The organism is Streptomyces sp. NPDC051563 (genome assembly GCF_044454225.1).
In the GTDB taxonomy this organism is placed as follows: Bacteria; Actinomycetota; Actinomycetes; order Streptomycetales; family Streptomycetaceae; genus Streptomyces.
This window is the reverse complement of the sequence record NZ_JBITDL010000005.1, coordinates 149,281-174,558: the sequence shown is the minus strand read 5'-3', so window position 1 is coordinate 174,558 and position 25,278 is coordinate 149,281. Positions and strand designations below refer to the sequence as shown.

Annotated in this window: 20 protein-coding genes; 9 read left to right on the top strand and 11 right to left on the bottom strand. The window is 69.9% G+C overall.

The annotated features are described in order from the left end of the window. Window positions 1-102: 102 nt before the first annotated feature. Window positions 103-960: a DeoR/GlpR family DNA-binding transcription regulator gene (locus ACIA8F_RS08505; RefSeq protein WP_399377496.1), complete on the top strand. Its 858-nt coding sequence runs from the start codon at window positions 103-105 to the stop codon at window positions 958-960. Between the two features lie 78 nt (window positions 961-1,038). Here ACIA8F_RS08505 and ACIA8F_RS08500 read toward each other — a convergent pair whose 3' ends face one another. Next, complete coding sequence (locus ACIA8F_RS08500) at window positions 1,039-1,275, bottom strand: hypothetical protein (protein WP_399377495.1); 237 nt, start codon at window positions 1,273-1,275, stop codon at window positions 1,039-1,041. Window positions 1,276-1,397: 122 nt separating this feature from the next. Here ACIA8F_RS08500 and ACIA8F_RS08495 point away from each other — a divergent pair, with 122 nt between their 5' ends. Continuing rightward, window positions 1,398-1,892 (top strand): hypothetical protein, encoded by a 495-nt coding sequence (locus ACIA8F_RS08495; protein ID WP_399377494.1) that lies wholly within the window; start codon window positions 1,398-1,400, stop codon window positions 1,890-1,892. 102 nt (window positions 1,893-1,994) lie between these two features. Then, window positions 1,995-2,780: an SDR family NAD(P)-dependent oxidoreductase gene (locus ACIA8F_RS08490; protein ID WP_399377493.1), complete on the top strand. Its 786-nt coding sequence runs from the start codon at window positions 1,995-1,997 to the stop codon at window positions 2,778-2,780. An 893-nt stretch (window positions 2,781-3,673) separates the two neighbouring features. Here ACIA8F_RS08490 and ACIA8F_RS08485 read toward each other — a convergent pair. From ACIA8F_RS08485 to ACIA8F_RS08475, 3 genes are read right to left on the bottom strand one after another with little or no spacing between them, the layout of a single operon-like run. Then, window positions 3,674-4,201, bottom strand: coding sequence for a PH domain-containing protein (locus ACIA8F_RS08485; RefSeq protein WP_399377675.1), 528 nt, complete (start codon window positions 4,199-4,201; stop codon window positions 3,674-3,676). Further along, window positions 4,198-6,954 (bottom strand): RHS repeat-associated core domain-containing protein, encoded by a 2,757-nt coding sequence (locus ACIA8F_RS08480; protein ID WP_399377492.1) that lies wholly within the window; start codon window positions 6,952-6,954, stop codon window positions 4,198-4,200. The genes ACIA8F_RS08485 and ACIA8F_RS08480 overlap by 4 nt, the downstream gene beginning before the upstream one ends. After that, entirely contained in the window at window positions 6,951-10,232 is a 3,282-nt protein-coding gene (locus tag ACIA8F_RS08475) for a hypothetical protein (RefSeq protein WP_399377491.1), read from the bottom strand. Before ACIA8F_RS08475 ends, ACIA8F_RS08480 begins: the two co-directional genes overlap by 4 nt. Window positions 10,233-10,893: 661 nt before the next feature. On the opposite strand from ACIA8F_RS08475, the gene ACIA8F_RS08470 reads away from it, so the two are divergent. The 3 genes from ACIA8F_RS08470 (at window position 10,894) to ACIA8F_RS08460 (ending at window position 14,824) form a co-directional block, all read left to right on the top strand. Beyond that, the gene (locus ACIA8F_RS08470; RefSeq protein ID WP_399377490.1) at window positions 10,894-12,960 is read left to right on the top strand and encodes a hypothetical protein; all 2,067 of its coding nucleotides are present in this window, start codon (window positions 10,894-10,896) and stop codon (window positions 12,958-12,960) included. Continuing rightward, entirely contained in the window at window positions 12,888-14,234 is a 1,347-nt protein-coding gene (locus ACIA8F_RS08465; protein WP_399377489.1) for an FG-GAP repeat domain-containing protein, read from the top strand. Before ACIA8F_RS08470 ends, ACIA8F_RS08465 begins: the two co-directional genes overlap by 73 nt. 227 nt (window positions 14,235-14,461) lie before the next feature. Then, window positions 14,462-14,824: a hypothetical protein gene (locus tag ACIA8F_RS08460; RefSeq protein ID WP_399377488.1), complete on the top strand. Its 363-nt coding sequence runs from the start codon at window positions 14,462-14,464 to the stop codon at window positions 14,822-14,824. On the opposite strand, the gene ACIA8F_RS08455 is transcribed toward ACIA8F_RS08460, so the two are convergent. Both ACIA8F_RS08455 and ACIA8F_RS08450 read right to left on the bottom strand, forming a co-directional pair. Continuing rightward, window positions 14,806-15,222 carry a PaaI family thioesterase gene (locus ACIA8F_RS08455; protein ID WP_399377487.1) on the bottom strand — a complete coding sequence of 139 codons (417 nt, stop codon included), beginning with the start codon at window positions 15,220-15,222 and terminating at the stop codon, window positions 14,806-14,808. The two genes, ACIA8F_RS08460 and ACIA8F_RS08455, sit on opposite strands and share 19 nt — an antisense overlap. Window positions 15,223-15,279: 57 nt before the next feature. Then, complete coding sequence (locus tag ACIA8F_RS08450) at window positions 15,280-17,304, bottom strand: FAD-dependent oxidoreductase (RefSeq protein ID WP_399377486.1); 2,025 nt, start codon at window positions 17,302-17,304, stop codon at window positions 15,280-15,282. 187 nt (window positions 17,305-17,491) lie between these two features. On the opposite strand from ACIA8F_RS08450, the gene ACIA8F_RS08445 reads away from it, so the two are divergent. Further along, window positions 17,492-18,595 carry a L,D-transpeptidase gene (locus ACIA8F_RS08445; RefSeq protein ID WP_399377485.1) on the top strand — a complete coding sequence of 368 codons (1,104 nt, stop codon included), beginning with the start codon at window positions 17,492-17,494 and terminating at the stop codon, window positions 18,593-18,595. A 64-nt stretch (window positions 18,596-18,659) separates the two neighbouring features. Here ACIA8F_RS08445 and ACIA8F_RS08440 read toward each other — a convergent pair whose 3' ends face one another. From ACIA8F_RS08440 to ACIA8F_RS08430, 3 genes are all read right to left on the bottom strand, one after another. Then, window positions 18,660-19,328, bottom strand: a complete 669-nt coding sequence (locus tag ACIA8F_RS08440) for a DUF4328 domain-containing protein (protein ID WP_399377484.1) — start codon at window positions 19,326-19,328, stop codon at window positions 18,660-18,662. Window positions 19,329-19,505: 177 nt separating this feature from the next. Continuing rightward, complete coding sequence (locus ACIA8F_RS08435; RefSeq protein ID WP_399377483.1) at window positions 19,506-20,468, bottom strand: universal stress protein; 963 nt, start codon at window positions 20,466-20,468, stop codon at window positions 19,506-19,508. Window positions 20,469-20,516: 48 nt separating this feature from the next. Continuing rightward, window positions 20,517-20,873: a hypothetical protein gene (locus tag ACIA8F_RS08430; protein WP_399377482.1), complete on the bottom strand. Its 357-nt coding sequence runs from the start codon at window positions 20,871-20,873 to the stop codon at window positions 20,517-20,519. 188 nt (window positions 20,874-21,061) lie between these two features. Between ACIA8F_RS08430 and ACIA8F_RS08425 the strand changes: the two genes are divergently transcribed. Beyond that, on the top strand, window positions 21,062-21,511 hold the full coding sequence (locus ACIA8F_RS08425; protein ID WP_399377481.1) for a universal stress protein: 450 nt from the start codon (window positions 21,062-21,064) through the stop codon (window positions 21,509-21,511). A 107-nt stretch (window positions 21,512-21,618) separates the two neighbouring features. On the opposite strand, the gene ACIA8F_RS08420 is transcribed toward ACIA8F_RS08425, so the two are convergent. Further along, on the bottom strand, window positions 21,619-22,584 hold the full coding sequence (locus tag ACIA8F_RS08420; protein WP_399377480.1) for a serine/threonine dehydratase: 966 nt from the start codon (window positions 22,582-22,584) through the stop codon (window positions 21,619-21,621). A gap of 51 nt (window positions 22,585-22,635) precedes the next feature. After that, window positions 22,636-23,280, bottom strand: coding sequence for a TetR/AcrR family transcriptional regulator (locus ACIA8F_RS08415; protein WP_399377479.1), 645 nt, complete (start codon window positions 23,278-23,280; stop codon window positions 22,636-22,638). Window positions 23,281-23,508: 228 nt separating this feature from the next. Between ACIA8F_RS08415 and ACIA8F_RS08410 the strand changes: the two genes are divergently transcribed. After that, the gene (locus ACIA8F_RS08410) at window positions 23,509-25,224 is read left to right on the top strand and encodes a ricin-type beta-trefoil lectin domain protein (protein ID WP_399377478.1); all 1,716 of its coding nucleotides are present in this window, start codon (window positions 23,509-23,511) and stop codon (window positions 25,222-25,224) included. Window positions 25,225-25,278 lie beyond the last annotated feature (54 nt).

Sequence of the window (25,278 nt, the reverse complement as noted above, 5' to 3'; positions counted from 1 at the left end):
ATTTTCCACCAGCCCACGCCGAGAATTCCCCCAGACTCCAACATCACAGCCGTGTTACCTTGCTGCCTTCTGACCGGTTTCACCGATTCCCGGGAGTGACCCGTGGCCGAGCAGGCTGCCCAACTGGCCCATCAGCGCCGCGCCCTCATCCTGGACGCGGTCCGGCGCGAGGGCGCGGTACGGGTGGCGGACCTGGTCGGGCAGCTCGGCGTCTCGGACATGACCGTGCGGCGCGACCTGGACGCCCTCGCCCGGCGCGGCCTCGTGGAGAAGGTCCACGGCGGAGCCGTGGCCCCGGCCGGCGCGAGCGGGCACGAGCCCGGCTTCGAGGCCAAGTCGGACCTGGAGGGCGAGGCCAAGGCCGCCATCGCGGACACGGCCGCGACCCTGGTGGAGCCGGGCAGCGTGGTCGCCGTCTCGGGCGGCACCACCGCACACGCCGTCGCCGCCCGGCTCCTCGGCGTCCCGCGGCTCACCATCGTCACCAACTCCCTCCCGGTGGCGGAGCTGGTGTGGGCCGAAGGCCGGGACCGCGGAGCCGACGCCCCGGCCCTGCTCCTCACCGGCGGCTCCCCCACCCCCTCGGCCGCCCTGGTCGGCCCGCTCGCCGACCTGGCGATCGGCTCCCTCCACGTGGACCTGCTGTTCCTCGGCGCGCACGGGGTGGCGCAGGGCGCCGGCCTGACCACGCCCAACCTCATGGAGGCCCAGACCAACCGCGCCCTGGTCGCCTCGGCACGCCGGGTCGCCGTCGTGGCGGACCACAGCAAATGGGGCGTCGTGGGGCTCAGCGGCTTCGCCGCCCTCCACCAGGCCGACTGGTTCATCACGGACACCGGCCTGCCCGCCCCGGCCCGCGCCGCCCTCACGGAGGAGGTCGGCGAACTCCTCATCGCGGGCGAGGACGGCCCCGCCGCCCCCGGCCGATCGCACCGCACCGCACCGGGGACGGCCGGCTGACGCCGGATCGCACTCCGTCGGCGGTCCGGGGCCGGCCCTGGGCGCTGTCGCGCGGGCAGGGCCCTTCGGCGTCGGCACCTACATGGCGGACCGCAGCATCCCCGCCGTCTTGGCCATGGCGGCCTTCGCCGACTCGTCGACCGCGGACCGCGCGGCATCCTCCAACAGGAGGGCGGCCGCCTGGAGGAGCCCGATGTGCACGGGCACGGTCTCCAGTCCGGTGAGCGCGGCCATGGCCTGATCGGCGGCGCTCTGCGGGATGAGGGTGCTGACGCCGCGTCCGACGACCCGCTGGTGTTGCGTTGGTGTACTCACGAGGTGATTCTCGCGGGTCCGCACACCAAACCACCCACGAACGCGCACCCTCTCACCCCCACAGGCCCCGGCCGCCACCCGGTCCACCTGATCCACCCGATCCAGGCGCAGGCGACGCGGACTTGGGCGAGGCCCGCCAGGCGCTCCAGAAGAGCACCGAAGCCCGCAGCCAGGCCGAGAGCGTCGCCTCGGGCCTGCGGTCCGCCGCGGAGGCGCAGCGGGTGATCGTCGAGCTGAACGAGGAGAGCAACCGGCTCCGCACGACAGCGTCCCCCGCGGACGGACCCGCGGCTGCCACCGCCGTCGCACTGCCCGCCGCTCCGTTCGACTTCTCCGGCTACGACGCCGACTTGGAGCAGTCCGATGCCGCGCCCAGCACGGCCCAGGCGCTGCTGGAGCACGGGCGTAAAGCTGTCGAGGAGGTCGGCCGGAGCATGGGCTACGAGCACGAACTCGATCCCGGTGTCATCGCCGGCCAGGTCCACCTTCCTCGAGGCGAGGCCGCCCAGGTTGCTCTCCTGCCACGCAAGACCGTCCATCCGCAGGGGCGCCCGCTGACACCCTGTTGGGCGGCAGGGGGATGTCAGCAGCCGGGGCGACCTGGCCCGTACACGTGATCTGACCGTGCAATTTCGCGGACCAGCCCTCCCCCTTCGTGGACGACCTCGTTGACGAGCACCCCAGGTTCTGCCCGAGTGGCGGCCGGGTAGTGAGCGGCCATGAGACGTTTCGAGAGGTACGGCGTACTGATCACCGGCGCCGGCCGCGGCATCGGCGAGGCCACTGCCCGCCGGCTGGCCGGCGAGGGCGCGCACGTGCTGGTCACCGACCTGGACGGCGATCGCGCCGAAAAGGCGGCGGCCGGCATCCGGGAGTCGGGAGGGGACGCCGAGGCGCTGTCCTGCGACGTGGCCGACCGCGCGTCGGTCGAGGCGGCCGTCGCGTACGCGGTCCGGCGCTGCGGCACCCTGGACGTGCTGGTCAACAACGCCTACGACTGCCACCCGGACGCCCCGCTCTTCGAAGACGAGACCGACGAGATCTGGCACCGGGACCTCGACATCACCCTCACCGGCGCCTACCGCTGCGCCCGCGCAGCCCTCCCGTACCTCGCGGCCGCCCCCGACCGACGGGGTGCCATCGTCAGCATCGGCTCGGTCAACGGCGAGCAGGACTTCGGCAACCACGCCTACAGCGCGGCCAAGGCGGGGCTCGCCAGCCTGACCCGCACCCTCGCCGGCCATGCGGCCCCCCGCGGCGTCCGCGTGAACCTGGTCGCCCCCGGCACGGTCCACACGGACGCGTGGGCGGGTCGCGAGTCCTGCCTGGAAGCCGTTGCCGCCCACTACCCGCTCGGCAGGGTCGGCCTACCCGACGACATCGCGGCCGCGGTCGCCTTCCTCGCCTCCAAAGACGCCGCCTGGATCACGGGCACGACCCTCCCGGTGGACGGCGGCATCCTCATCAGCCAGCCGGCCTTCCGCCGCGCCCTGCGCGGGGAGTGAGAGCGATGACAGAGAGGTCGCTGAGAAGTCCGTAGAACCAGGAGTGGTTGTCGAACGTGATCGGCACCGTGGAATGGAAGCGTCCGGTGTCGGGGACGGCATTGGCATGCGTGGCCCACGATCGCGCGACGCGGACGAGCCGTTCTGCGCAGCCGGTACATCATCAAGATCGCCGTCCTGCATGAGGAATTCGCGGACGGGGCAGGCGCCCAGGTTGTCGGAGGCGCCCGCCCTGAACACCGCGTCGAGCCGCTCAGGGCGTTCCCGGTAGTGGTTCACCAGCACATGTGCCGCGTAGGCCGCGAGGTCATACCGCCGGCTGCCGGGCTGGGAGGCGAGACGCACGAACTCGCCCACGTGCTCCGGAGCCGCCCCGATGAGGAAATCCAGGAGGGTGCGAGTCCAGTGTTCGCCGAACTTGGACCGAACCGACTGTCCGGTGACCGGGTGGATCCGAGGCTGTGCGGCCGTTTCCGGCGGCGCCTCGTGGTGGCCGGTCAGGTGAACGGCGTAGGCACGGCCCTCCCGGACCCAGACCGTCCCGATGGGGCGCTCGCCCCGTACGGCGCTGGTCTCCGCGTCGAGCTCGCGGCGAGGGCGTGCAAGTGAAGCGCTGAGCAGCGACGCACGCCGGCACCGAGGTCCTGACGAGAGAGAGGACGTATCGGGCGGTCATGGACGGGGCCGGTCCGACCACGGTCCGCAGCGCCGTCCGACGGCCCGAGGGAGCGAAGACCGACCAGTTGCTGGACGTGTCGATGGTGGGTAGCGCGGTGCCCGTGACGGTATCGAAGGCGGGGAAATGAGGGCTTTCCGGCGTTCGATGGAGATGTTGCAATCCACACCGAAACCGGAAGGCCCTCACTCGCCTGTACTCCCCTGAGGCATTCTGGCTATTGCCTGGCCAAAACCACAATCAGGCAGATGACAAAGAAGGTCGCTGCGCAGACTTCCGGGAGAACGCTAACCCTTTTGTGCTGGATCTGATTCACAATCTTGACGGAACGCGCTCCCTTCAAGGCCTCAATGTCGGCCAAGAACTGCATCCTCGCCTCGGCCCCCCAAGACACCTTCCCAAAGGCGTACGGGTGGATCACCCCTTCGCTCGTCAGTATGCGAAGGCGGTGGCTTGCCAGGGACTTCTGCCATCCGATTTCGGAAATTTGAGACCATGGCACCCGAGTCGTCCTGTAGGGGTTCTGGACGATCAGACCTTCTTCTCCCACTCTCAGCTGTGGAGAAAAGTTGAATCTCCACAACAGGCACATGAAGGAGGGGCACGCCATAGCCGCCGAGGCTAGCGTCCTATACGCGACAGGCGTCGATCCCACAACTTCGACAATTACCGCCACCGGAAGGGCGAGGAACAGTATGGCATAAGCAAAGCCTTTCGCCAGGCTTGCCGAATTCCGCTTCCTCATCGCCACTGCCCCCGGAATCCAAGACCGACGACAATTCGATCGGCGATATAACCTGCTATGACTCCTTCACCGACAAACCCTGTGCCCACTGAAATCAGATCCGAAACTAGGCCGATAGATTGCTCCGTGCATCCGGTATTACCTTCAGAGAAGGCGCCGCACGCGTTGATGACCAGAGGCACTCGGGTTGCCGCCTTGGCCGTGAAAGACCACTTCGTCACAGATGCTGCGGCGCCTACGCAAGGCAGATTTCCCCATGCGGTACACCCTGCCGCAGTAAAGAGGCCGAGTGTCGCAGTGTCTCCGGCCAGTTGGTTCGTTATGGAAATTCCATCCTTGTGTTTGTTGATGAACACTTCAATTTCGGTGGCATTCTTCTTTGCGTCGCTCTGCTTCCTGCAGGCTTCGATTTTACTACCATCCTCCACGCAGCCGAGAATCGCAGTCCATTCCTTTGCTTCGTCCGCAGTGTAGTTCTGCGATCCTTGATACCCCTGCTTCGTCATGGCGTCGTACTGCACGGAGGTCAACGGGGCTCCGAGGAAGAACTTCTTCGAGGCGACATCGCCAGTACCCGTAGTGCTGCCCACCGGGGTGGATCCACCAGTGCCGGGGCTGCCGCTGCTGCCGCCGTTGGTTCCGAGGTTCTTGGGAGGGGCGCAAGGAGCACCGCAGGGAGGAGGCGGGGTCGGCGTGCAGGAGTTTCCGTATGCGCTGCACATTTCGCGCATGCCGGTGGGGTCGGATGAGGTGATGGGGCTGTTGTTGGCGTAGTTGTAGCCGTTGAGGGATTGGGGGAGGTCGGTGCTGAGGAGTGGGTCGACGCTGATGAATTGGCCAGTGGTGGGGTCGTAGTCGCGGGCTCCGATGTGGGTGAAGCCGGTGGTGGAGTCTATGTCTCCGCCGACGAATCCCTTCTGGCCGGGCCAGGAGAAGGGGGCTGTGCCGCGTTGGGCGCCGTAGGGGAGGGATTTGCGCCGGTTGTAGGCGAGGGTGGAGGCGCTGATGGACAGGGTGTTGGTGCCGTGGTGGTCGGCGATGAGGAAGCGGACGAGACCGTCGCTGCTGGAGCGGATGGCGCTGCCGCCGGGGAAGGTGTAGTAGCGGTTGCCGGTGACCGTGTTGGTGGCCTTCGTCAGGATGAGTTCCTGGCCGCCGGGGAGGTAGAGCGTGGTGGTGGCCGGCTCGCGCTTGAGGATCCGCGTGCCGGCGGTGTCGTACAGGAACGACGTCGTGGCGCTGCCGACCGTGGACGAGGCGAGTTTGCCCTCGTCGTCCCACGTCATGGTCTGCGCGGCGGTCGCCGCGGTGTCCTTGGTGCGGAGATTGCCGGTCTGGTCGTAGGTGAAGGTGTCGGTCCCGGGGCTGCCGCCGGTGGCGGTGACCTTCAGGAGTTCATGCCCGGCCGTGGTGCCGGTCGGGTAGGCGTGCGTGCGCAGGGTGTCTGCGGTGACGGGGCCGGCCTTGTGCTGCTTCTCGGTCGCGCGCTGGCCGGTGTCGGTGAAGGTCCAGCTGGTCCAGTACGGGTCGACGCTGCCCAGGTCGGGGGTGCCGGCGCCGTTGACGGGCTTGGTGGTGCAGCTGTCCCCCGAGGTCCAGGCCTCGGTCATGCGGCGTGCCCAGTCGTAGGTGAAGCACTGGTCGTCGGTGACCGTGGCGTCGTTCTGCTTGTCGTTGATCCGGGTGATGTTGCCGGCGGGGTCGTAGGTGTAGGTGCTGTCCGAAAGGACGCTGGGCCCGGAGCGGTCACGCTCGGTGGCTGTGTTCTCGACCCGACGGGTCAGGTTGTCGTATTGCACCGTGTTGGTGATGACGGTGTTGATGTTGCCGTGGGTGGTCTTGGCGAGCTCGCCGAAGGGGGTGTATCGGGCGCCGGCGAGGTAGACGTCCCCGAGGGAGCTTTCGACGATGTTGAGGTTGTCCTGCGCGCCGTAGTCGTTGGTGACCGTCTCGGCGGGCAGGGCGGTGGCGGCCTTGGCGTTGGTGGTGCTGTAGGCGGTGGTGGCGGGCATGCCGCTGACCGGGGTAGAGGTTCCGGAGACGGTATAGGTGCCGGCGAGTTCTTCCTCGCCCGTGACGCTGGGAACGGTGACCTTGGTGCCGGTCGGCCGTCCGCCGGTGTCGTAGCCGATGACGGTGCTGGTGTAGGCGGTGGTGCCGTCGTAGCGGATCGTGGTGGCGGGCAGGCCCTTGCCGCCGGTGGCGGTGTCGTAGCTCCAGGCGGCGAGCTTGGTGCCGGTGACCGTGTCCTTGCGCAGGCTGGTCTTGCGGCCGAGCTCGTCGTAGGTGGTGGCGAGGGTGATGCCGCGAGCGTCGGTTGAGCTCTGGGGGCGGCCGTCGGTCCCGTAGATGGTGGTGGTCTTGCCCTTGTCGGGGTCGGTGGCCTGGGTCTGACGACCTTGCAGGTCGTAGCTGTAGGTCCAGTTGTTGCGGCCGGAGTTGTCGGTGATCTTCGCCAGCTTGCCGGCGCGGTCGTAGACGTAGGTGTGCTTGTCGTACAGGGTGGCCGCGTCCCCGATGCCGGGGGTGCGGTCCTTGTAGTCACGCCGCTCGACGACCCGGCCGCGGGCGTCGGAGACGGCCAGGGTGGCGGTCCCGCCTTGGGGCGGAACGACCGCTTGCCAGTCGGGCCCGTAGGTCGTGGTGGTGCGCCACTTCTCGGTGCCATCGCCCTTCAGGACGGACGCGGTAACACGGCCGCGGGCGTCGTAGAGGGTTTCCGTTGCGCTGGAGACGTCCTTTTCGAGGGTCACGAACAGCGTCCGGCTGACCGCCGAGTCGTTGTGGTACGGCGCGCTTGACCACCGGACGCGTCCGTAGCCGTCGTAATGCGTGTCGGTGATGGTCCGCCCAGGGGTGCCGATGGCATGGTCTGGGTCTGGCGGGGGCCCAGCAGGGAGTCGTAGATGACTACCGAGGTACCCCAGGTGCCGTCCTCGTAGAGCTTCTTGGTCGTGACGGTCGGGGCAGCGGTGGCCGACAGGGTGTAGGTGTTGGTGACGTTCGGCTGTGCGCTGGTGGGACGGCCGGCGGCCCAGCCCTTGACGAGGCGCCCGAGCGCGTCGTACTGGGAGGTGGTCGTCCGGTCGTTCGCGTCGGTGGAGGTGAGGAGCAGGCCGCGCAGGCCGTCGTAGGTGCTGGTGGCCTTGTGGCCCTTGGGGTTGGTGATGGTGATGCCGGTCGGCTGGGCGCCGGTCGCCGGGGTGTAGGCGGTGGCGGTGGTTTCCCCGTCCTGGCCCTTGGAGGTCAGAGGCCGGCCGTACTGGTCGTGCGTGACCTGACCCTGGGCTTCCCAGACGAGCTGGCTGCTCGCGTCCAGCTTGGACGCCTTCTCGGTTTTGGTGAGGTTGCCCAGACCCGGCTTGGGGGCGGTGCCGACGGCCTGGCCGTCGTAGGACATCCGGCCGGCGCCGGTCACGGACGTCGCCGAGATGGTGGTGCTGCACGGTTTGGCGGTCGTGGTGGTGACCTGGCTCGGGTAGGCGATCAGCCAGTTCACCGTGTCCGGGGCTGCGTATGCGGTCACCGAGCAGTTCGCCTCGGTGGTGCCCGCCCCGTCGTTGCCCTCGCTCCGGAGCATGCCGTCTGCGGTGTCGTACTGCCGGGTCGTGGTCAAGGCCTGCCAGGTGCCGTCGGCCAGCAGCTTGCTGTCGACGGTGATCTCGGTCCCGGCGAACCGGGCGGCCTTGGAAGGCAGGGTGGGTGCGACGAGCACCTTCCCGGTGACCGGGTCCGGGTCCGGGTCCGTGATGCCCTTGACCGCTTGGGAGGCATTCTCCGGAGACTCCCACGGGGTGTGGGTGGTCTTCTCGACCACGGGGCCGGCTTCGCCGTCGAGGGTGCGGGTCTCGGAGACCTTCCCGGCGAAGTCACGCCGGTCGGCGACTCCGTTGATCACCGTGCCCGTGCCGAGGTAGTAGTCGCTTTCGGTCCGGAGCCGGTTGGGCGCGTTACCGGTCAGGGTGCGAACGGTGCGGTAGCCGCGGAAGTCGTTCCAGGTGCGGTGCTTGTCGAGGGTGAACTCGCCCTCGTCGTGCGCCCAGTTCGCGGCGCCGATGTAGACATACTTGGTGGTTTTCGGGGGAGAGTCGCTGTTGGTGGTGGTGTCGGCCTCCTGGACGGTCTCGACGAGGTATTTATGGAAATAGTCCTTGACCGGATCCTGGCCGCCGTCGCGGGTCCACCAGGAGGGGTAGCAGCGCCTGGTGTTGGTCTTGTCGACGGCGGGAAGGCTGGTGGGGGTGCAGTCCTTGTCGGTGTAGCTGACCAGCGTGTTCCCGCCGGTCTCGCCGGCGATCAGGGTGATGCGCCGCTTGTTGATCGGCGGTCGGCCCTCGTCCGAGTTGACCCGATTGGCCATGAGGGCACCGGTGAACGTGGTCGTCAGCGTGTCGCTGTCGCCCAGCGCGCCGGCCTTGCCGGTGCGCGTGACGGAGTTCAGCCACAGCGCCGGCTTGGTCTCGTCGCCGGTGGGCAGGTAGATCTGGTTGAGCGTCCAGTTGTCCACGGGCACGTGCGCACTGCCCGACAGCGCGACGGTGTCGATGCTCTTCAGCCGCTTCGTCGACCAGAACGACGGCGATGCCTGCAGGCACTGCGTAGCGGCCTTGCAATCGAGGTAGACCGGGACGTCGGGCCAGTCGAGGGCGTGGGCCTTGTCCAGGGTGCAGGTGGCCGCGTCGCAACGGTTGTCCACGGTGAAGTTGACCTGGGCGGGGGCGAGGGCCGGGGTGTAGACCTGGCCGGCGCGCAGGCCGTAGGAGATCTTCTTCAGGGTGCTGTCACGCGTGTAGGCGGCGGGGTCGTCGAGCTTCCCGTTCTTCGCGTAGTAGGCGCCGTACTTGGTGTAGTAAAGGGCCATGGCGTTGTTGTGCGGGTCGACGACGTAGTCGAGGTTCCACCGCCAGCCCTGGTTCTCGCTGGAGGAGGCGAAGTCGGTTTCGTGGCCCTCCTCGCCGGCGTGGTTGCCGAACACGGGGACCCAGTTGACCGAATTGGTCACTTCGTCGTCGGTGGTCCAGCCGGGCAGGCGGTTCTTGCCGAACCAGTACTGCGTGCCGTCGCCGGTGGTGACCCGCCAGTACTCGGAGTCCTCGTCCCCCGAACCATTGCCGGCGGGGTCGTAGATCCGCTCGACCCGGGAGCCGTCGTCGTTCGACAGCTTCCACACCTTCTTGCCGGCGTCATAGAGCAGCTCGGAGCTGGAGCCGTTCAGCGACATCGTCGCGTTCTCCGACTTCCAGCACAGGTCACCGCTCTTGACGGAGCTGTTGTTGCCGCCCTGCTTGTCGTTCTCACACGATGCGTACTTGCGTTCGATGAACCCGGGGCTGTACTCCCAGCCCTCACCGACCCACGAGGTCTGGTTATTGGTGGAACCGGTACGCCCGTCCACGGAGGACGAGCTGTACACGAGGCCTACCTTCGGGGCCAGCCCGCCCGGAACCGGAGGAACACCGATAGGGATGTTCCAGCCGAACGAGCCGGAGTTCCCGCCGGCCAACCACGCACTGGACGGCGCCAGCGAGGTGGCCTTGAAGGATCCTTCGGCGCTCTCCGGTGAGGGATCCACGAGAAGGACCGCCGTACCGCCCGCGGGCGCGGCCAGCGTTGAGGGCGCCGACTTCAGGAGCGAGGACGGCTCCGCGGTCGCGGGCAGATCCACCGCGGCGCTGAGCGTGGAAGTCTTCGCATCATTGCGCGTGACCAGGGGTGTGCCCTTGAGGCACTCCGGCTTCGAGGGCGTCGCCTGCGCGCAGGCGGGCAGCAGGCTCAGTCTCAGGGACGAGGACCAGGTGGCGCCGTAGGCATCCTTGATCTTCGAGTAGTCGACCTCGACCTGGGCGGTGCCGGCCTTCGCGGAGCCGTCGGTGCGCTGAACCGACAGCAGCAGGCCGGCGATCCCGGCCTGCTCGGTGGTCTTGGGGTCCGCGAGGGTGACCCTGACTCGTGACGGAGCGTCCGGAGCAGCCTTGTCGGGAGCTTCGGATACGGCCCGTGCGTCCTGGCCGGACGGCTGCGCGACGCGCACTGGCAACGATCCTGCGCGCACTGCACTCTTTGCCTTCGCCACAGGTGAAGTGGCGGGCAGCGCAACCTCGACGCTGCCGCCCGCAGGCCAAGTAATCGGCGAGGGCTTCCACTTAGAGGCCTTGTCCGCGGCCTTCTTCGTGGGCGGCTTGAGGTCCTTGCCCGGCACGGACTTGGTCTTCTGCGCATCGCGGGGCTTGACGGCAGTGGGGCCCGCCCAGGCGGGCCCGATAAGGAGGGAAACAGTCAATGCGGCTGATGTCGCACCGATGATTCCAGCCCGAAGTCTGCGTTTTCTGCGAAAACGATCACCTCCGAACAATTCGGACACCAGGTCCGTATCGTTGAGCACAGCAAACCCCCACGGGAATTAAGAGACAGATAAACCCGCAGCAAACACGCCCTGAACGGCGAGCGCAAGACCCATTTCAACCGTGGTTGACCTGCTAAAACGCGCCGATGCGGGCTGAAGTGGATCATTCTGGATGACCGGCTTCGGCCGACTTCGGATTCACGCTCATGTGCTGCTATGCCAATGCGAACCATCTCGCCTACTCTGCGAGGGCCCATGCCCTGGCGTTCCCAGAAAGACTGAAATCTCCATGACCCAACGAAGAGCCGGCGCACTCGCGCCCCGCTCACTCGCAGCCCTGCTCGCCCTCGTGCTGCCCCTCACCGCGGCAACCCTGCTTGCCGAGCCCGAAACGGCGGCGGCGGCCGAACCGAGCGCGACCGACAACCCCGCCGGGGGCGCTGGCACGCCGAAGTCCGCCTCTGAGGCGCAGGCTTTCGGCCTGGCCCGAGAATCCGGGCAGCCGGTCGAGATCATCGACCGCCGCACAGAGACCACCGAGACGTTCGCGAAGCCGGACGGGAGCCTGACGCAGAAGCAGTACGCGCTGCCCGTCTGGACACGCCACGACGGTCTCTGGCGAAAAGCCGATGACACCGTCATCAGGCGCGAGGACGGTACGATCGGCCCGACGGCCACGTTCGGCATCACGTTCTCCGCCGGCGGGGACGGACCGCTGGTCGCCATGGACCAAGACGGCAAGAAGCTCGCGCTGAGCTGGCCCGGCAAGCTTCCTGCGCCGGTGGTGGGGGAGAACACCGCGCTCTACGAGTCCGTGCTTCCCGGAGTCGACCTCAAGCTGATCGCCAAGGTCAACGGCTTCGCCCAGCACCTCATCATCAAAACTCCGGAAGCGGCTGCCAACCCGGCGCTGAAGACCATCAAGCTCGGCATCACCACCGCAGGGGTCACACTCGACGACACCGCGAGCGACGAGTTGCTGGCCAAGGACGGCAACGGCCAGGTCGTCTTCAAGGCTCCCAAGGCCAAGATGTGGGAGCAGCCCGCCGCAGAGCAGACCGCACCGCTCGCCAAGGCCACCTCGCAGCCCCGCAGCGTCCTGCTCAAGGAGGCGCCGGAGCCGGCTCTTCCCCAGCAGGCACCGGTCGGCGTCGACGTCACCGGCAACACCCTCACCCTGAGTCCGGACCCCGGGCTCCTGGCTTCGGCCAAGCAGTTCCCGTTGGTCATCGACCCCCCGTTCGAGGGCGGCAAAACCGGCATCTGGGCCACCGTGTACTCGGCGACCCCCGACGACGACTACAAGTGGGGTGACGGCTGGAACTCCCAGGACACCCCGGGTGATGAGCCTCGCGTCGGCTACAACGGGAAGGGCGACACCCAGGCCTTCTTCTCCATGAAGATGGACGGACTTCACGGCGCCAACATCCGTGACGCCTCCTTCGGCGTCGTGCAAACCCACTCGTGGGGCTGCGATCCCGCCGCGGCAGGACCCACCGAACTCTGGGCGTCCAAGAGCATCGAGGCCACCACGCCCACCTGGAACACCCGTAACAACTTCTGGACCTACAAGTTGGACGAGCGCAAGTTCGCCCACGGCAACGCCGAATTCTGCCCCGGTGCGGAGGGCGCAGACTTCTACTCTCCGGCGCTGATCGCCTACATCCAGGAGTCGGCGAACGCCAGCGCGAATCAAGTCGCGCTGGGCCTGCGTGTCCCCAACTCCTACCTCGGCAACCGCAACAGTTTCAAGCGTCTGCGGAACAACCCCGTCCTCGAGGTCGACTACAACTTCGCGCCCGAGGTCCTCAGCAGCGGAGCCTTCGAAGGCAGCTGGGGAGAGAACGTCGACGGCAACAAGCCCGTCCCCTGTGGCGGCCTGATCGGCAACAGCGGTCTGGTCCTGACCGCCACCATGCGGGACCGCGACGGCGGAACCACCACTCCCGGCTTCGAGGTCATCAACGCTGCCGGAGAATACATACCGGTCACCAATCTCAGCACAGTCCCCTACGGCGGCACGGGAACCGGCACCGTTCTCTCCGAGAACCTCCCCACCGGCACCTACAAGTGGAGGGCCCTGGCCAAGGACGAGGAGAGCTCGTACAGCCCCTGGACCAACTTCTGCGCCTTCAGCTCGACAAGACCGGACCAGCGCAGCGCGTCACCGTCACCAAGGACGACGGCACTGCCAACGGTGCCCCCATCACCAGGCAGCAGGCGCGCACGGAGATGCGTCTCAAGCTCAAGAACCCGGCCACCGACCTCGCCGGCTTCTGCTGGAGCATGGACCGCCCGATCTCCCTCTCCACCACACCGTGCTCCGGCACCGGAAGCCACTGGGTGCCCCTCGCCGCCGGCGCGAAGGAAGCCGTCATCAAGGTCGTCCCCATCCTCTACCCCCAAAGCACCCTGACCGTCATAGCCTTCGACAAGGCAGGCAACCACTCACCGACCGACAGCACGAAGGAATCCACGGTCCTTCCGACCACGCGGGCATCCTTCGTCTACCCGACTGGCAAGACCCCGCTGTCGCCCGCCGCCGAGAGGCCCATCATGGACCGCCGGGGCGACCTCAACGGTGACGGCTACCCCGACATGCTCGCCACCGAACCCGGTGGCGGCCTGCGCAGCTACACCAGCGACGGAACCGGACACGTCACGTCATCCATCATCGGAGCCTCGGGCTGGGGCAAAGCACTCATCGCCCACGGCGGCGACTACACCAACGCCTCCAGCTCCACCGACGTCCCCGACGGCTATGAGGACGCCATCGTCCGCCTCGACGCCACCCCCTACCCCAACGAACCCAACAGAAAGAACCTCTATCTCTACCCCGGCAACGGACAAGGCGCACTCGCGGGCGCATACCGCCGCGTCCTGCCCGCACCATCCCGGCTCGGCAAAGAGGGCTGGGCGCGACTTCAGCAGATCATTGCCCCCGGAGACATCGACCAGCGCACCGACGCAGGCCACCTACGAGGAAACGACCTCCTCGCACTCGAATGCGTCTATGACGAAGGCGAGTGCACGGGGAACGTCTCCCTACGCATCTACTCCGGCAGGACGAAGGTCGACGGCAGCCCCAACCAGAACGATCCCTTCGGCCTCCTGGCCGATGCCAACGAGCCCTTCGAACTCCAGGCCAACCCGGCTGACCTTGACGGACCCATCGGCGGCTGGGGCAGGATGACGGTCCTGGCTGTCGGCGACCAGAACAACGACAAGATCATGGACATCGTCGCCCGCGACAAACTCAATAACGATCTCCATCTCTACCGCGGCAAGATGACCAACGGCGTCTACAGCCTCGAAAGTGGAACCGCCGGTCAGGGCGACCTGTACGGCGCCAGCGGCTGGGGCGATGGCACGCGCCCCCTCCTGGCCACCAGTGGCAACGCCCAAGGCGCCGTCGTTGACAAGACCGTCACAGATGACGACGGCACCAAACTGCCGTACCAGGAATTCCAGACCAAGGCCGGCGACGAACCCGGCGACCTGTGGGCCACCACACCGAACGACCCTGACAGAAACTACACAGTCAAATACGTCGACAGCGCAGGGAACCCACAAACAACCACCTGCCCCACCGGCTGCCTGCTCTTCTATCCAGGCGGTGCCACGAGCAACAAGTCGCCGCTCCTTGTAGGGGCAAGCGGCTGGTCCACCAGCATCAGCGGCATCTTCTGACCCACAGCACAACCACCTCCTGTGGCCCCCGGCAATCAGGCTGGGGGCCACAGGCCTCCCTGACGGATTGATTCAAAGCCCCGGCGTCGCACGTCGAGAAACCAGCTGGACGGTGGCGCCGGAACAGGCCGGACTCTGCTGGTGTGGACCCGGCCGGAGGCCGCGGTCATCTCCGAGCTCGTAACACGGCTGAACTTCCCGGGCCTTCTCGTCCCAGCACGCGGGCGTTGCTCCACCTGACGACCACACCGCTGGGCGGCGGCTCCGTGGTCCGGGGCGTACTGCCCCTGCGGCCTCATCGGCACCTCGTACGCGTCGTCGTGGGGGACGGTGCCGCCCCGACGGCGTACGACCTCCCCCTGCTGGACCGCAACGGGAATGAGCTCCCCGCCGCCGGGCTGCCGGCCGCCGTACGGCAGCTCGTACGGCACGCGTCGGATGACCGCAACCCCACCTTGGACGAGCCGTCGGACGAGACAGACCCCTACTGCGTTCAGGTGTTCGACGTCACCCACTGGACCGGCGGGCGGCGGAAGCTGCGGGGCGGCCATTCGGCCGCCCCGTGGGGGTTTCAGCCCAGCAGGGCGTAGACCGTGGAGGCCTTCGCGGCCGGTTCGTCGGTGCCTTCGGGGGTCATGGTGATGTCGGCGAAGGCCATGCGCTTGCCGAGTTTGGTGATCCGCACGTCGATGAGGACGTCGGCGCCGACCACCGGGCGCTGGAAGCTGGTGGACTGCTGGACGGTGGTCATCGGGCCGTAGGCACCGCGGGCGGCGGAGATGGCGATCACGGTGGCGGTGTCCGCGGCGGCCATCAGCGCCTGGCCGCTGAGGCCCCCGCCGTCCCGGGCGAGGGTGTCGGACCAGGGCAGCCGCAGGACGGCGTGCCGTTCGCCCGTCTCCTGGACGGTGAGTCCGAGGGCGAGCACCCAGGGGGCGAAGTTGTCGTGGAGGATCTTGTCCGCGTCTGCCGGAGTCAGCGTCGTCACCGGGTGATTGTGGCGGCCCGGGCGAGGCCGCCACAACTCCCCTGCGCCGGACACCCCCTAGAGGGCGGCGGCGAGTTCCGTGCCCTGGCGGATGGCCCGCTTGGCGTCCAGTTCGGCGGCCACGTCGGCGCCGCCGATCAGGTGCGCCTCGATGCCGGCCGCGCGCAGGGCCTCGTACAGGTCGCGGCGCGGTTCCTGGCCGGTGCACAGGACCACCGTGTCGGCGGGTACGAGGCGCTGCTCGCCGTCCACCGTGATGTGCAGGCCTTCGCCGTCGATGCGGTCGTACGAGGCCCCCGCGACGGAGACGACACCGCGGTGCTTGAGCTCCGCCCGGTGGATCCAGCCGGTGGTGGTGCCGAGCCCGGCGCCGACCTTGGTGGTCTTGCGCTGGAGCAGGTGGACCCGGCGCGGCGGGGCGGGGCGCTCGGGGGCGGTGAGGCCGCCGGGGCCGGTGTAGGCGGTGTCCACGCCCCAGTGGCGGAAGTAGACCTCGGGGTCCTGGGAGGCGCCTTCGCCGCTGTCCGTGAGGAACTCCGCGACGTCGAAGCCGATTCCGCCGGCGCCGAGGACGGCGACGCGCTCTCCGACGGGGGCGCCGTCGCGCAGGACGTCGAGGTAGCTGACGACGTTGGGGCCGTCGACGCCTTCGATGTCGGGGGTGCGGGGGGTGACTCCGGTGGCGACGACGACCTCGTCGTAGCCGCGCAGGGTCTCGACGTCGGCGCGGGTGTTCAGCTTGACCTCGACCGCGTGCTCGGCGAGTTGGGTGCCGTAGTAGCGGATGGTCTCCTCGAACTCCTCCTTGCCGGGGATGCGGCGGGCGATGTCGAGCTGGCCGCCGATGTGGCCGGAGGCTTCGTAGAGGGTGACGGCGTGGCCGCGCCCGGCCGCGGACACGGCGCAGGCCAGGCCGGCCGGGCCGGCTCCGACGACGGCGACGCGCTTCTTCAACTGCGTCGGGGACAGGACGAGTTCCGTCTCGTTGCAGGCGCGCGGGTTGACCAGGCAGGTGGTGAGCTTGCCACTGAAGGTGTGGTCCAGGCAGGCCTGGTTGCAGCCGATGCAGGTGTTGATGGTCTCGGAGCGGCCGGCGGCGGCCTTGGCGACGAAATCGGCGTCGGCGAGGAAGGGGCGGGCGAGCGAGACCAGGTCGGCGCGGCCGTCGGCCAGCAACTCTTCGGCGATCTCGGGGGTGTTGATGCGGTTGCTGGTGACGAGGGGGACGGAGACCGCGCCCATCAGCCGCTTGGTGACCCAGGTGTAGGCGCCGCGCGGGACGGAGGTGGCGATGGTGGGGATGCGGGCCTCGTGCCAGCCGATGCCGGTGTTGATGATGGTGGCGCCGGCGGCCTCGATCTCCTTGGCGAGGTGGACGACCTCGTCGAGGGTGGAGCCGCCGGGGACCAGGTCGAGCATCGAGAGGCGGTAGACGAGGATGAACTCCTCGCCGACGGCCGCGCGGGTGCGCCGGACGATCTCCAGCGGGAAGCGGACGCGGTTCTCGTAGGCGCCGCCCCAGCGGTCGGTGCGCTTGTTGGTGGCGGCGGCGATGAACTCGTTGACCAGGTAGCCCTCGGAGCCCATGATCTCGACGCCGTCGTAACCGGCCAGCTTGGCGAGGCGCGCGGCGCGCACGAAGTCCTCGATGGTGCGCTCGACTTCGGCGTCGGTGAGCGCGTTCGGGACGAAGGGGCTGATGGGGGCCTGGAGGGCGCTGGGGGCGACCAGGTCCTTGTGGTAGGCGTAGCGGCCGAAGTGGAGGATCTGCATCGCGATCTTCCCGCCCTCGGCGTGCACCGCGTCGGTGACCACCCGGTGCTCGGCGGCCTCTTCCTCGGTGGTGAGGCGGGCGCCCCCTTCGAAGGGGCGGCCGGCGTCGTTCGGGGCTATGCCGCCGGTGACGATGAGGCCGGCGCCGCCGCGGGCGCGCTCGGCGTAGAAGGCGGCGAGGCGTTCGAAGCCCCGCTCGTGCTCTTCGAGGCCGGTGTGCATGGATCCCATGATCACGCGGTTCGGCAGGGTGGTGAAGCCGAGGTCCAGGGGGCTCAGCAGGTGCGGGTACCGGCTCTGGGAACTCATGGAGGCGCCTCCTCGCGCGGGGGTGGTGCTCCTGTTCTAGCTGAGCGGCCGCTTATTATGCAACTAGGTGCACAATCGGGCGAGGGGCCGCGCGTACCCGGCAGCCGGGAAACAGCGGGACCAACGGCCCTCGCCGCCGGGACCTGTGGCGCAGTTCACGGCCCGGGAGATCACCAAGGATGGGGCGATGCCCGCTTTCCCCGCCCCCGCACTCCGCTCCGCCCTGGCGGCCGCCGCCCCGACGGCGGCGCTGCTCACCGGCTGCGGCGTCGCCGAGTCCGACACGGACCGGCTCGGCCGCAAGGTCGCCACGGATGCCCTGGACGGCACGGATGCCCTGGACGCCGTGGACGCCGTGGACGGCGCCGACTCGCAGCCGCTGGCCGCGCCCGCCACCCCCGCTCCGCCCGCATCCACTCCCGCCCCGGACCCGACCGCCTCCCCCGCGCCCCAGGCCCAGCTCCTGCGGAACCCGGCCCGCCAGGTGCGCCCGTCGATCGCCCCGGCCGACGGCACGACGGTGGGCATCGGACAGCCCGTCTCGCTGGTCTTCAAGGGCCAGAAGGTGGACCCGGCGCTGCGGGCCGGTATCGAGGGCCGGGTCGCGGTCAGGACCTCCACCGGGGTCGTCGGCGCCTGGCACTGGGCGGAGGACAAGGGGGACACGTACCTCCACTTCCGGCCTCGGGAGTACTGGCCCGCGGGTACCGAGGTGACTCTGGACGCCCGGCTCGCGGGAGTGAAGCTCGACGCCCGCACCGCCGCCGCCGGGAACCGGAAGCTGGCCTTCAAGGTGGGCCCCGCGATGGTCGGCAAGGTGGACCTCGCCGCGCACACGCTCACCCTGGTCAAGGACGGCACGCCGCTGCGGACGATTCCGGTCAGCGGCGGCGAGGAACGGTTCAAGACCCGCGAGGGCATCAAGACGATCCTCAGCAAGGACGGCACGGTGCTGATGGGCTCCCGGACCATCGGCATCCCGCGCGACAGCCCCGACGGGTTCTACGGCCGCTACGAGTGGAGCATGCGCGAGACGGTCAGCGGCGAGTACGTCCACGCGGCGCCCGACAACGCCGAGTCCTTCGGCAAGGCCAACGTCAGCCACGGCTGCATCGGCATGTCCGTCGCCGACGCGAAGTGGCTGTACGAACGCTCCAGCATCGGCGATGTCATCGAGGTGACCGGCACCACCGGCAAGCCCATGGACCGCTTCGGCAACGGCTACGGCGACTGGAACCTGAGCTGGGACGAGTGGCTGCGGGGCAGCGCGCTGGGCGCCTTCAAGGCCTGAGGCCGGTACCCCCTGGGCTCCCTCCACTCCGCGAGGTCGCGCGCCCGGGCGGCCCGGACTCCGCTCAGCCGGCCGACTGCAGCGCCGACAGGCGGCGTACGAACAGGACGGCGAACACCGCCGCCACGACGTAGACCAGGTCCGAGGCCGCATAGACCAACAGGGCGGTATCCACCGCGTCCTGGGTCGCGGCTGCGCCGGCGAACCAGCTCGCACCACCGGAGGCCAGCATCGCTGCGGCGAACGCCCCGGCCCAGGCGAAGACGGGCGCGGGTGAGGTCCGCGCGGCCTTGCCGGGCAGCCTCGCCGCGCTGGCCGCCCACACCTTCAGGGCGATCAGGCAGGGCAGGACGGTCCAGCCCACCACGGGGACGAACCAGACCCCGACCGCCCAGCCGGGGCCGCCCCGGAGGGCGCCCCGCGCGTACACGCCGGCGTTGACCCGGACCCGGTGGAACCAGACGATGAAGACCACCGCCGTGGGGAGCATGGCCATCATGACCAGGCTCATCGAGATCGAGAGCAGTGTCCCCGGATGCCCGAACCCCGTGCTCAGCGTGAGGCTGTCCCGCATCCGGTACCGGTTGACCTCAGCGGCCGCCGCGAGCAGCCGGGTCGCGGCGCACAGGCCGAGCAGCACGGTCAGCGCCGTCGCCAGTCCCTTCGGCGAGCGGAGCAGCGAGCGCGGCGGCGGTGCGCCGAGCGGTGACAGTCTTGCGGTACCGGCGGACATGACGAGGGACCCCCCACGGGTGCGTTGACATGCGGAAACCCGCCGACGGGGGCGGGCAGGCAGAACATACGGCACGGGTGACCCGCGCCGCGGGGCGCCCCGGTGTCCGGGGTGCCCCGGGTGCCCCGCGGGTGGGGTGTCGACCCCGCGAGCCCGGCCTGAGCGGCAAGGCACCCCCTACCCCCGTACGGGAACCACCGCCACCGGGCACAGGGCGTGCAGGAGGACCGCGTTGGACACCGAGCCCATCAGGAGGGAGTCGGCGCGCAGGCGGCGGCGGTGGCGGCCCACCACGATGAGGTCGGCCCGCTGGGAGGCGGTGACCAGGCGGCCGGCCGGGTCGCCGGGGGCGACCACCGCTTCGACGGTGACGTCGGGGTAGTGCCGGGTCAGGTACGGCTGGAGCCGGGTGCGCTGGGCCTCGGCGAGTTCCCGGGCCGTTTCGGTGGCCTCGGCGCCCGCGGTGCCCGGCGGGTAGCCGCCGCCGCGCTCCGCGACGAGGGAGCCGACCAGGGTGAGCGAGGACAGCGGGACCAGGTGCGTGGAGACGACCTGGAGGACCGCGTCCCGGCGGCGGGCTTCCGCGAAGGCGAACTCGATGACGTCTTCGGAGGTCTCGCCGGGTGCCAGGCCCAGGACGATCCGGCGTTCGCCGCCGGGGGCCGGCGCCGCGGGGTCCTGCGTGACGAGCCGCGCGCTGTGCGGGACGACCACGACGGGGCAGGGCGACTGGGCCGCGCACACCCGGCTGTTGGAGCCGAGCAGCAGGCTGGCGAAGCCGCCGAGTCCGCGGGAGCCCATGACCAGGAGCTGCGCTCCCGCGGCGAGTTCGGTCAGGGTGGCGGCGGGGGTGCCGTCGCGGGAGACGTAGCTGACGGGCGGCAGGTCCTCCCGCCCGGCCAGCCGGTCCCGCGCCGCCCCCAGCACAGGATCGGTGTCCCAGTCGGGCGGCGGTACGAAGGCCTCACCGGCGGCGTGGACCCGCGGGGCGTCCGGCCGTACGTGGGCCACGTGGAGCTCCGCTCCGCGCGTGCGGGCGGTGTCCAGGGCCCAGTCCAGGGTCCTCAGGCTGTGTTCCGAGCCGTCCACCGCGGCCAGGACGGGCCTGGCGGGGGTGGAACCGGCCGAGTTGGTCTGCATGCCTCCACCCTCCGGCGGGGCGGGCCCGGCGGGCAGGGGCCGAAGGCCCTACTTCACGCGGTAGTCGGCCTTCTCGGCGAGCTTGCCGTCCTTGTAGCAGAAGCGCAGCACCGTGTCGCCGTTGCCGGAGTCGGACAGGTACCAGGAGCACCGGCTGCCCGCGGGTACGGCGGGGCCGCCCTCCTTGAGGGCGGAGGTGACGAAGGTGTCGCCGGACGGCAGCTTGGCGCGGACGTCCGCTTCGGAATCGCCGACGCTCACGGCCTCGTAGACCTTCTGGTCGACGAGGGTCTTGCCGGCGACGTCGATGACCTTGCCCAGCCCGAACAGCAGCGCCACGAGCAGTCCGATCCCCAGCACCCCGGCCACCGCGCAGCCGATCAGACATCCCTTGCGTTGCGCCACGTCGAACTCCTCGTTCCCTTGCGTTCCTCTGCCTGCCGGCTCGTCCTCCCGACTCTCGCAAGCAGGGGCGTCCCCTGCTGTTCTCCAAAGTCTCGGGTCCGCGCAACGATCGTCGTTCGAGGTCGGACCGGGTGCGGCGTGTATACAGGGATGAGAACGATCATTCGGATGAAACGTGAGGAACCACCGTGAGCGAGAACACCGAGCCCCTGATCGTCGTCGGCGTGGACGGTTCGAACCACTCGAAGCAGGCTCTGCGCTGGGCCGTGGCCCAGGCCAAGGCCATCGGCGGCCGCGTGCACGCCGTGATGAGCTGGGAGTGGAACACCAACCCCTTCGCCGTGAGCGCGTCCGAGCAGGCCGAGCTGGTCCACGCCGAGGACGCGGCCCGGCAGAAGCTCGCCGACACCGTGGCGGAGGCGGTCGGTACCTCGCCGGGCGTTCCGGTCTTCCGCCGCGTGGAGCAGGGTTCGCCCGCGCAGGTGCTGGTGGAGGCCTCGAAGGAAGCGGCGCTGACGGTCGTCGGCACCCGCGGCTACGGCGGCATCAAGGGCGCGCTGCTGGGCTCGGTGAGCCAGCAGGTGGTGCAGTACGCGGCCAGTACGGTCGTCGTGGTCCGCGAGGACGGCTCCGTCTGAGGGGCGACTCCGCCTGAGGGACGACTCCGCCCGAGGCCCGGGCCGGCCCCCGGGCGAGCCCGGGGGAAGACCGCGGGATGGCCGCGGGCCCGCTGCGGCCCGGCCGGTCAGGACGGCGCGGCGCCCAGGTCGGCCGGGTCGGTGTTGGCCCCGCAGAGCACCACGGCCACCCGCTCGCCGAACGGTCCGGACGCGGTGCGTACGGCCGCCAGGGCGGTGGCCGCGCCGGCTTCGACCACGATGCGGTGCTCGTCCCAGAGCGCGCGCCGGGCGGCGGTGATCGCCGCGTCGGGGACCAGGACCGATGCGGCGTTCGCCGCCCGTACGGCGGTCAGCGCGTCCGCGGAGACCCGGGTGGCCCCGAGCGAGTCGGCGGCCACCGAGTCCACCGGGACGTCCACCGGCCGGCCGGCTTCGAGGGCCGCGTTCAGGGCGCGGCAGTTCTCCGGCTCGGCCGCGACGACCCGTACGCCGTGTTCCCGGGCGGCGGTCGCGATGCCCGCGAACAACCCGCCTCCGCCGACCGCGACGACGACCGCGTCCAGGCCGGGCAGGGCGGTGCGGATCTCGTCGAACAGGGTCCCGGCGCCGGCCGCGATGAGCGGGTGGTCGTACGCGTGGCTGCTGAGCGCCCCGCTCCCCGCGGCGAACTCCCGGCAGGCCGCGAGCGCTTCGGCGTACCGGTCGCCGACGAGCCGTACGTCGGCCCCGTAGCCGCGCAGCCGCTCCACCTTCACGCGCGGGGCCGTGGCCGGCAGGAACACGGTGGCGGGCACGCCCTCGGCGCGGGCCGACCAGGCGCAGGCGAGCCCGGCGTTGCCGCCGGAGGCGATGGTGACCCCGGCGCCGGGAAGGGTGCCGGCCGCACGGTGGGCGGCGAGGAAGTTGCGGGCGCCGCGCGCCTTGAAGGAGCCGGTGTGCTGGAGGTACTCCAGGGCGTACGAGATCCCGCCGCCCGCCGGTATCACCGTGACGGGCCGCACGGCCCCGGCGATCCGGCCGGCGGCGGCGCGCACCGCTGCGTAGTCGAGGGGCACCGCATCGAGGGGTACCGCGTCGAGCTGCTGTTCCATGGACCCGTACTCCTGTCGTTCGAAACTCTTGGCTGTGGCTGTGGCCGTGACTCAGGCTCCGGCGGGGCGGTTCGCCTCGATCAGCTGGCGCAGGGCGCCGTAGTACACCTCGTGGTCGGTCAGGGCGGGCAGTACGTCGGCCAGCCCGCCCGAGAGAACCGGGAACTCGGCGGGGTCCAGGGCGGCCAGCGCCCCGCGCGAGGCGGCGGTGGCGGCGGCCGGGTCCCGGTGGTCGACGAAGGCCGCGCTGCCCAGGGTCAGCAGGTACATCCGGCGGTAGACGGTCATCGCCTCGGCGGGGGTCATCCCGGCGGCCACGCTGTCGGCGAGTGCCGGTTCCACGAGCCGGGCGAGCAGCTGCCGGCCGAGCCAGGGGCGGCCGCCGCGCAGGATCATCAGCCCGGGGTGCGCCGAGAGCAGCCGGTAGAGGGCGGTGAACCGCTGCTCGGCGGCTTCGGCCCAGCCCGCCGCGGCCGGAATCTCGGGGAGCTGCGCGGCGAGGTGTTCGGTGCAGAGGTCGAGCAGGCCGGCGAGGTCGGTGCACCGGCGCTGGACGGTGGCGTGCGAGACGTCGAGCTGCTCGGCGAGCGACCGGAAGCTGAGCGCGGCGGGGCCCAGCTCGTCGAGGATCCGCAGGGCGGCGGCGGCGATCGCCTCGGGTGTGGCACGGTCCAGGGCGGCTGATCTTCTCGGCATGAGATACACCGTATCAGCCATCGTCACATCCGCTGTCACATCCGCTGTCACATCCGCCGTAACGGTCAGCGTCACATCCGCCGTACCGTACGGCGCATCCACCCCTTCGCGCGGGTGTGACTACACCCATATTGCTGGTCATTGATCAATAACCCCCGACTTATGTTGACAGCGGGTAGTCACACCGCTGCACTGAGCCCTCGACAGCCCCCACGTCAAGGAGACTCCGTGCCGCCTCGCCTGCGTGCGTCGCTCCCCTGTCTGACCGCGGCCGCCCTGCTCGCCCTCGCGCTCTGCCCCGCTCCGGCCGCGGCCGAGCCCACCGCGACGTCGGACACCCCGCTCGCGCTCACCCCGCCCATGGGCTGGAACAACTGGGCGCACTACATGTGCGACATCGACGAGGCCAAGGTCGTGGCGAACGCGGACGCGCTCGTGGCCACCGGCCTGGCCGCCAAGGGCTACGACACCGTCACCATCGACGACTGCTGGATGACCAAGAGCCGTGACGCGGACGGCAATCTGGTCGTGGACACGGAGAAGTTCCCGCACGGCATGGCCTGGCTCGGCGCGTACCTGCACGCGAGGAAGCTGAAGTTCGGCATCTACCAGGACGCCGGCTCCCTCACCTGCGAGCGCTACCCCGGCAGCGGTTCACCGGAGGGCGGCGGCCCCGACCACTACGCCCGCGACGCCCGGCAGTTCGCCTCCTGGAAGGTGGACTACGTCAAGATGGACGGCTGCAACCTCTGGGTGCCGGAAGGCCGGACCAAGGAGCAGGCCTACCGGGACGCATACAACTCCGTCGCGAAGGCGCTGCGCGACAGCGGCCGGGACATGGCGCTGTCCGCCTCTGCGCCCGCCTACTTCCAGCAGGGCGAATGGGGCGGATCCGACTGGCACAAGGTGATCGACTGGGTCGGCGAGACCGGCCAGCTGTGGCGCGAGGGCCGGGACATCAAGGTCTACAAGCCGACCGCCCCGGACACCTCGCGGTGGAGCTCGGTCATGGGCAACTACGGCTACAACCGCTGGCTCGGCCGGTTCGCCGGCCCCGGCAACTGGAACGACCCCGACTTCCTCATCGCGGGCGCCCCCGGGCTCACCGCGGCGGAGAGCCGCAGCCAGGTCGGCCTGTGGGCCATGATGGCCGCGCCGTTCATCCTGTCCTCGGAGGTCTCCGAGCTCGCTCCGGACGGGCTCGCCGCCCTGGGCAACACCGATCTGATCGCGCTGGACCAGGACCCGATGGGCCGTCAGGGTGCGGTGGTCTCCTCGAACGCCACCTTCGACATCCTGGTGCGGCCGCTGGCGAACGGGGACCGTGCGGTCGCCGTGCTCAACCGGTCCGGCGCCGCCCGCGACATCCGCGTACCGCTCGACGAGCTCGGGCTGGACTCCTGCACGGTCGAGGCGAAGAACCTGTGGAACGGTGAAAGCCGGGAACTGTCCGACACGTTGACCGGAACCCTGGCCGCGCACGACACCGGCGTCTGGCGGCTCACCCCGCGCGCCGGCTGCTCCGAGGCGGTGCCCACCGGGCAGATCGCCGGCCGGGGCCCCGGCACGAGCGCCGCCTGCGCCGACGGGGCGAACACCACCGGCGTCGGCGCCGTCGTCATGGCGGCCTGTACGGGCGCACCCGACCAGCGCTGGACCCTCGGCCGGGACGGCAGCGTACTGCTGGCCGGGGCATGCCTGTCGGCGGGCGAGGAGGGCCTCGTGGAGCTGGCCGACTGCTCGGGCGACCGGCGGCACCGCGAGCCGGGGCAGAGCTGGACCCCGCGCCGCGACGGGGCCCTGGTCGAGGAGGCGAGCGGGCTCTGCCTGACGGCGCCCGAGCCCGCGGCGGCCACCGTCGAGCCGGGCACCCCCGCCGAGCGGCTGCGGCTGACGCCCTGCGGCGACCACCAGGTCGACCAGGCGTGGGCCCTGCCGGTCTGACGGCCCGCCCCATGGGGAAGCCGACGAGGCACCAGACGAGGAAGCACCCACCCA

Coding starts and splice junctions, on each gene's coding strand:
- ACIA8F_RS08490 (WP_399377493.1), top strand. CDS start 1,995: ATGAGACGTTTCGAGAGGTACGGCGTACTGATCACCGGCGCCGGCCGC.
- ACIA8F_RS08485 (WP_399377675.1), bottom strand. CDS start 4,201: ATGAGGAAGCGGAATTCGGCAAGCCTGGCGAAAGGCTTTGCTTATGCC.
- ACIA8F_RS08450 (WP_399377486.1), bottom strand. CDS start 17,304: ATGAGTTCCCAGAGCCGGTACCCGCACCTGCTGAGCCCCCTGGACCTC.
- ACIA8F_RS08445 (WP_399377485.1), top strand. CDS start 17,492: ATGCCCGCTTTCCCCGCCCCCGCACTCCGCTCCGCCCTGGCGGCCGCC.
- ACIA8F_RS08440 (WP_399377484.1), bottom strand. CDS start 19,328: ATGTCCGCCGGTACCGCAAGACTGTCACCGCTCGGCGCACCGCCGCCG.
- ACIA8F_RS08435 (WP_399377483.1), bottom strand. CDS start 20,468: ATGCAGACCAACTCGGCCGGTTCCACCCCCGCCAGGCCCGTCCTGGCC.
- ACIA8F_RS08420 (WP_399377480.1), bottom strand. CDS start 22,584: ATGGAACAGCAGCTCGACGCGGTACCCCTCGATGCGGTGCCCCTCGAC.
- ACIA8F_RS08415 (WP_399377479.1), bottom strand. CDS start 23,280: ATGCCGAGAAGATCAGCCGCCCTGGACCGTGCCACACCCGAGGCGATC.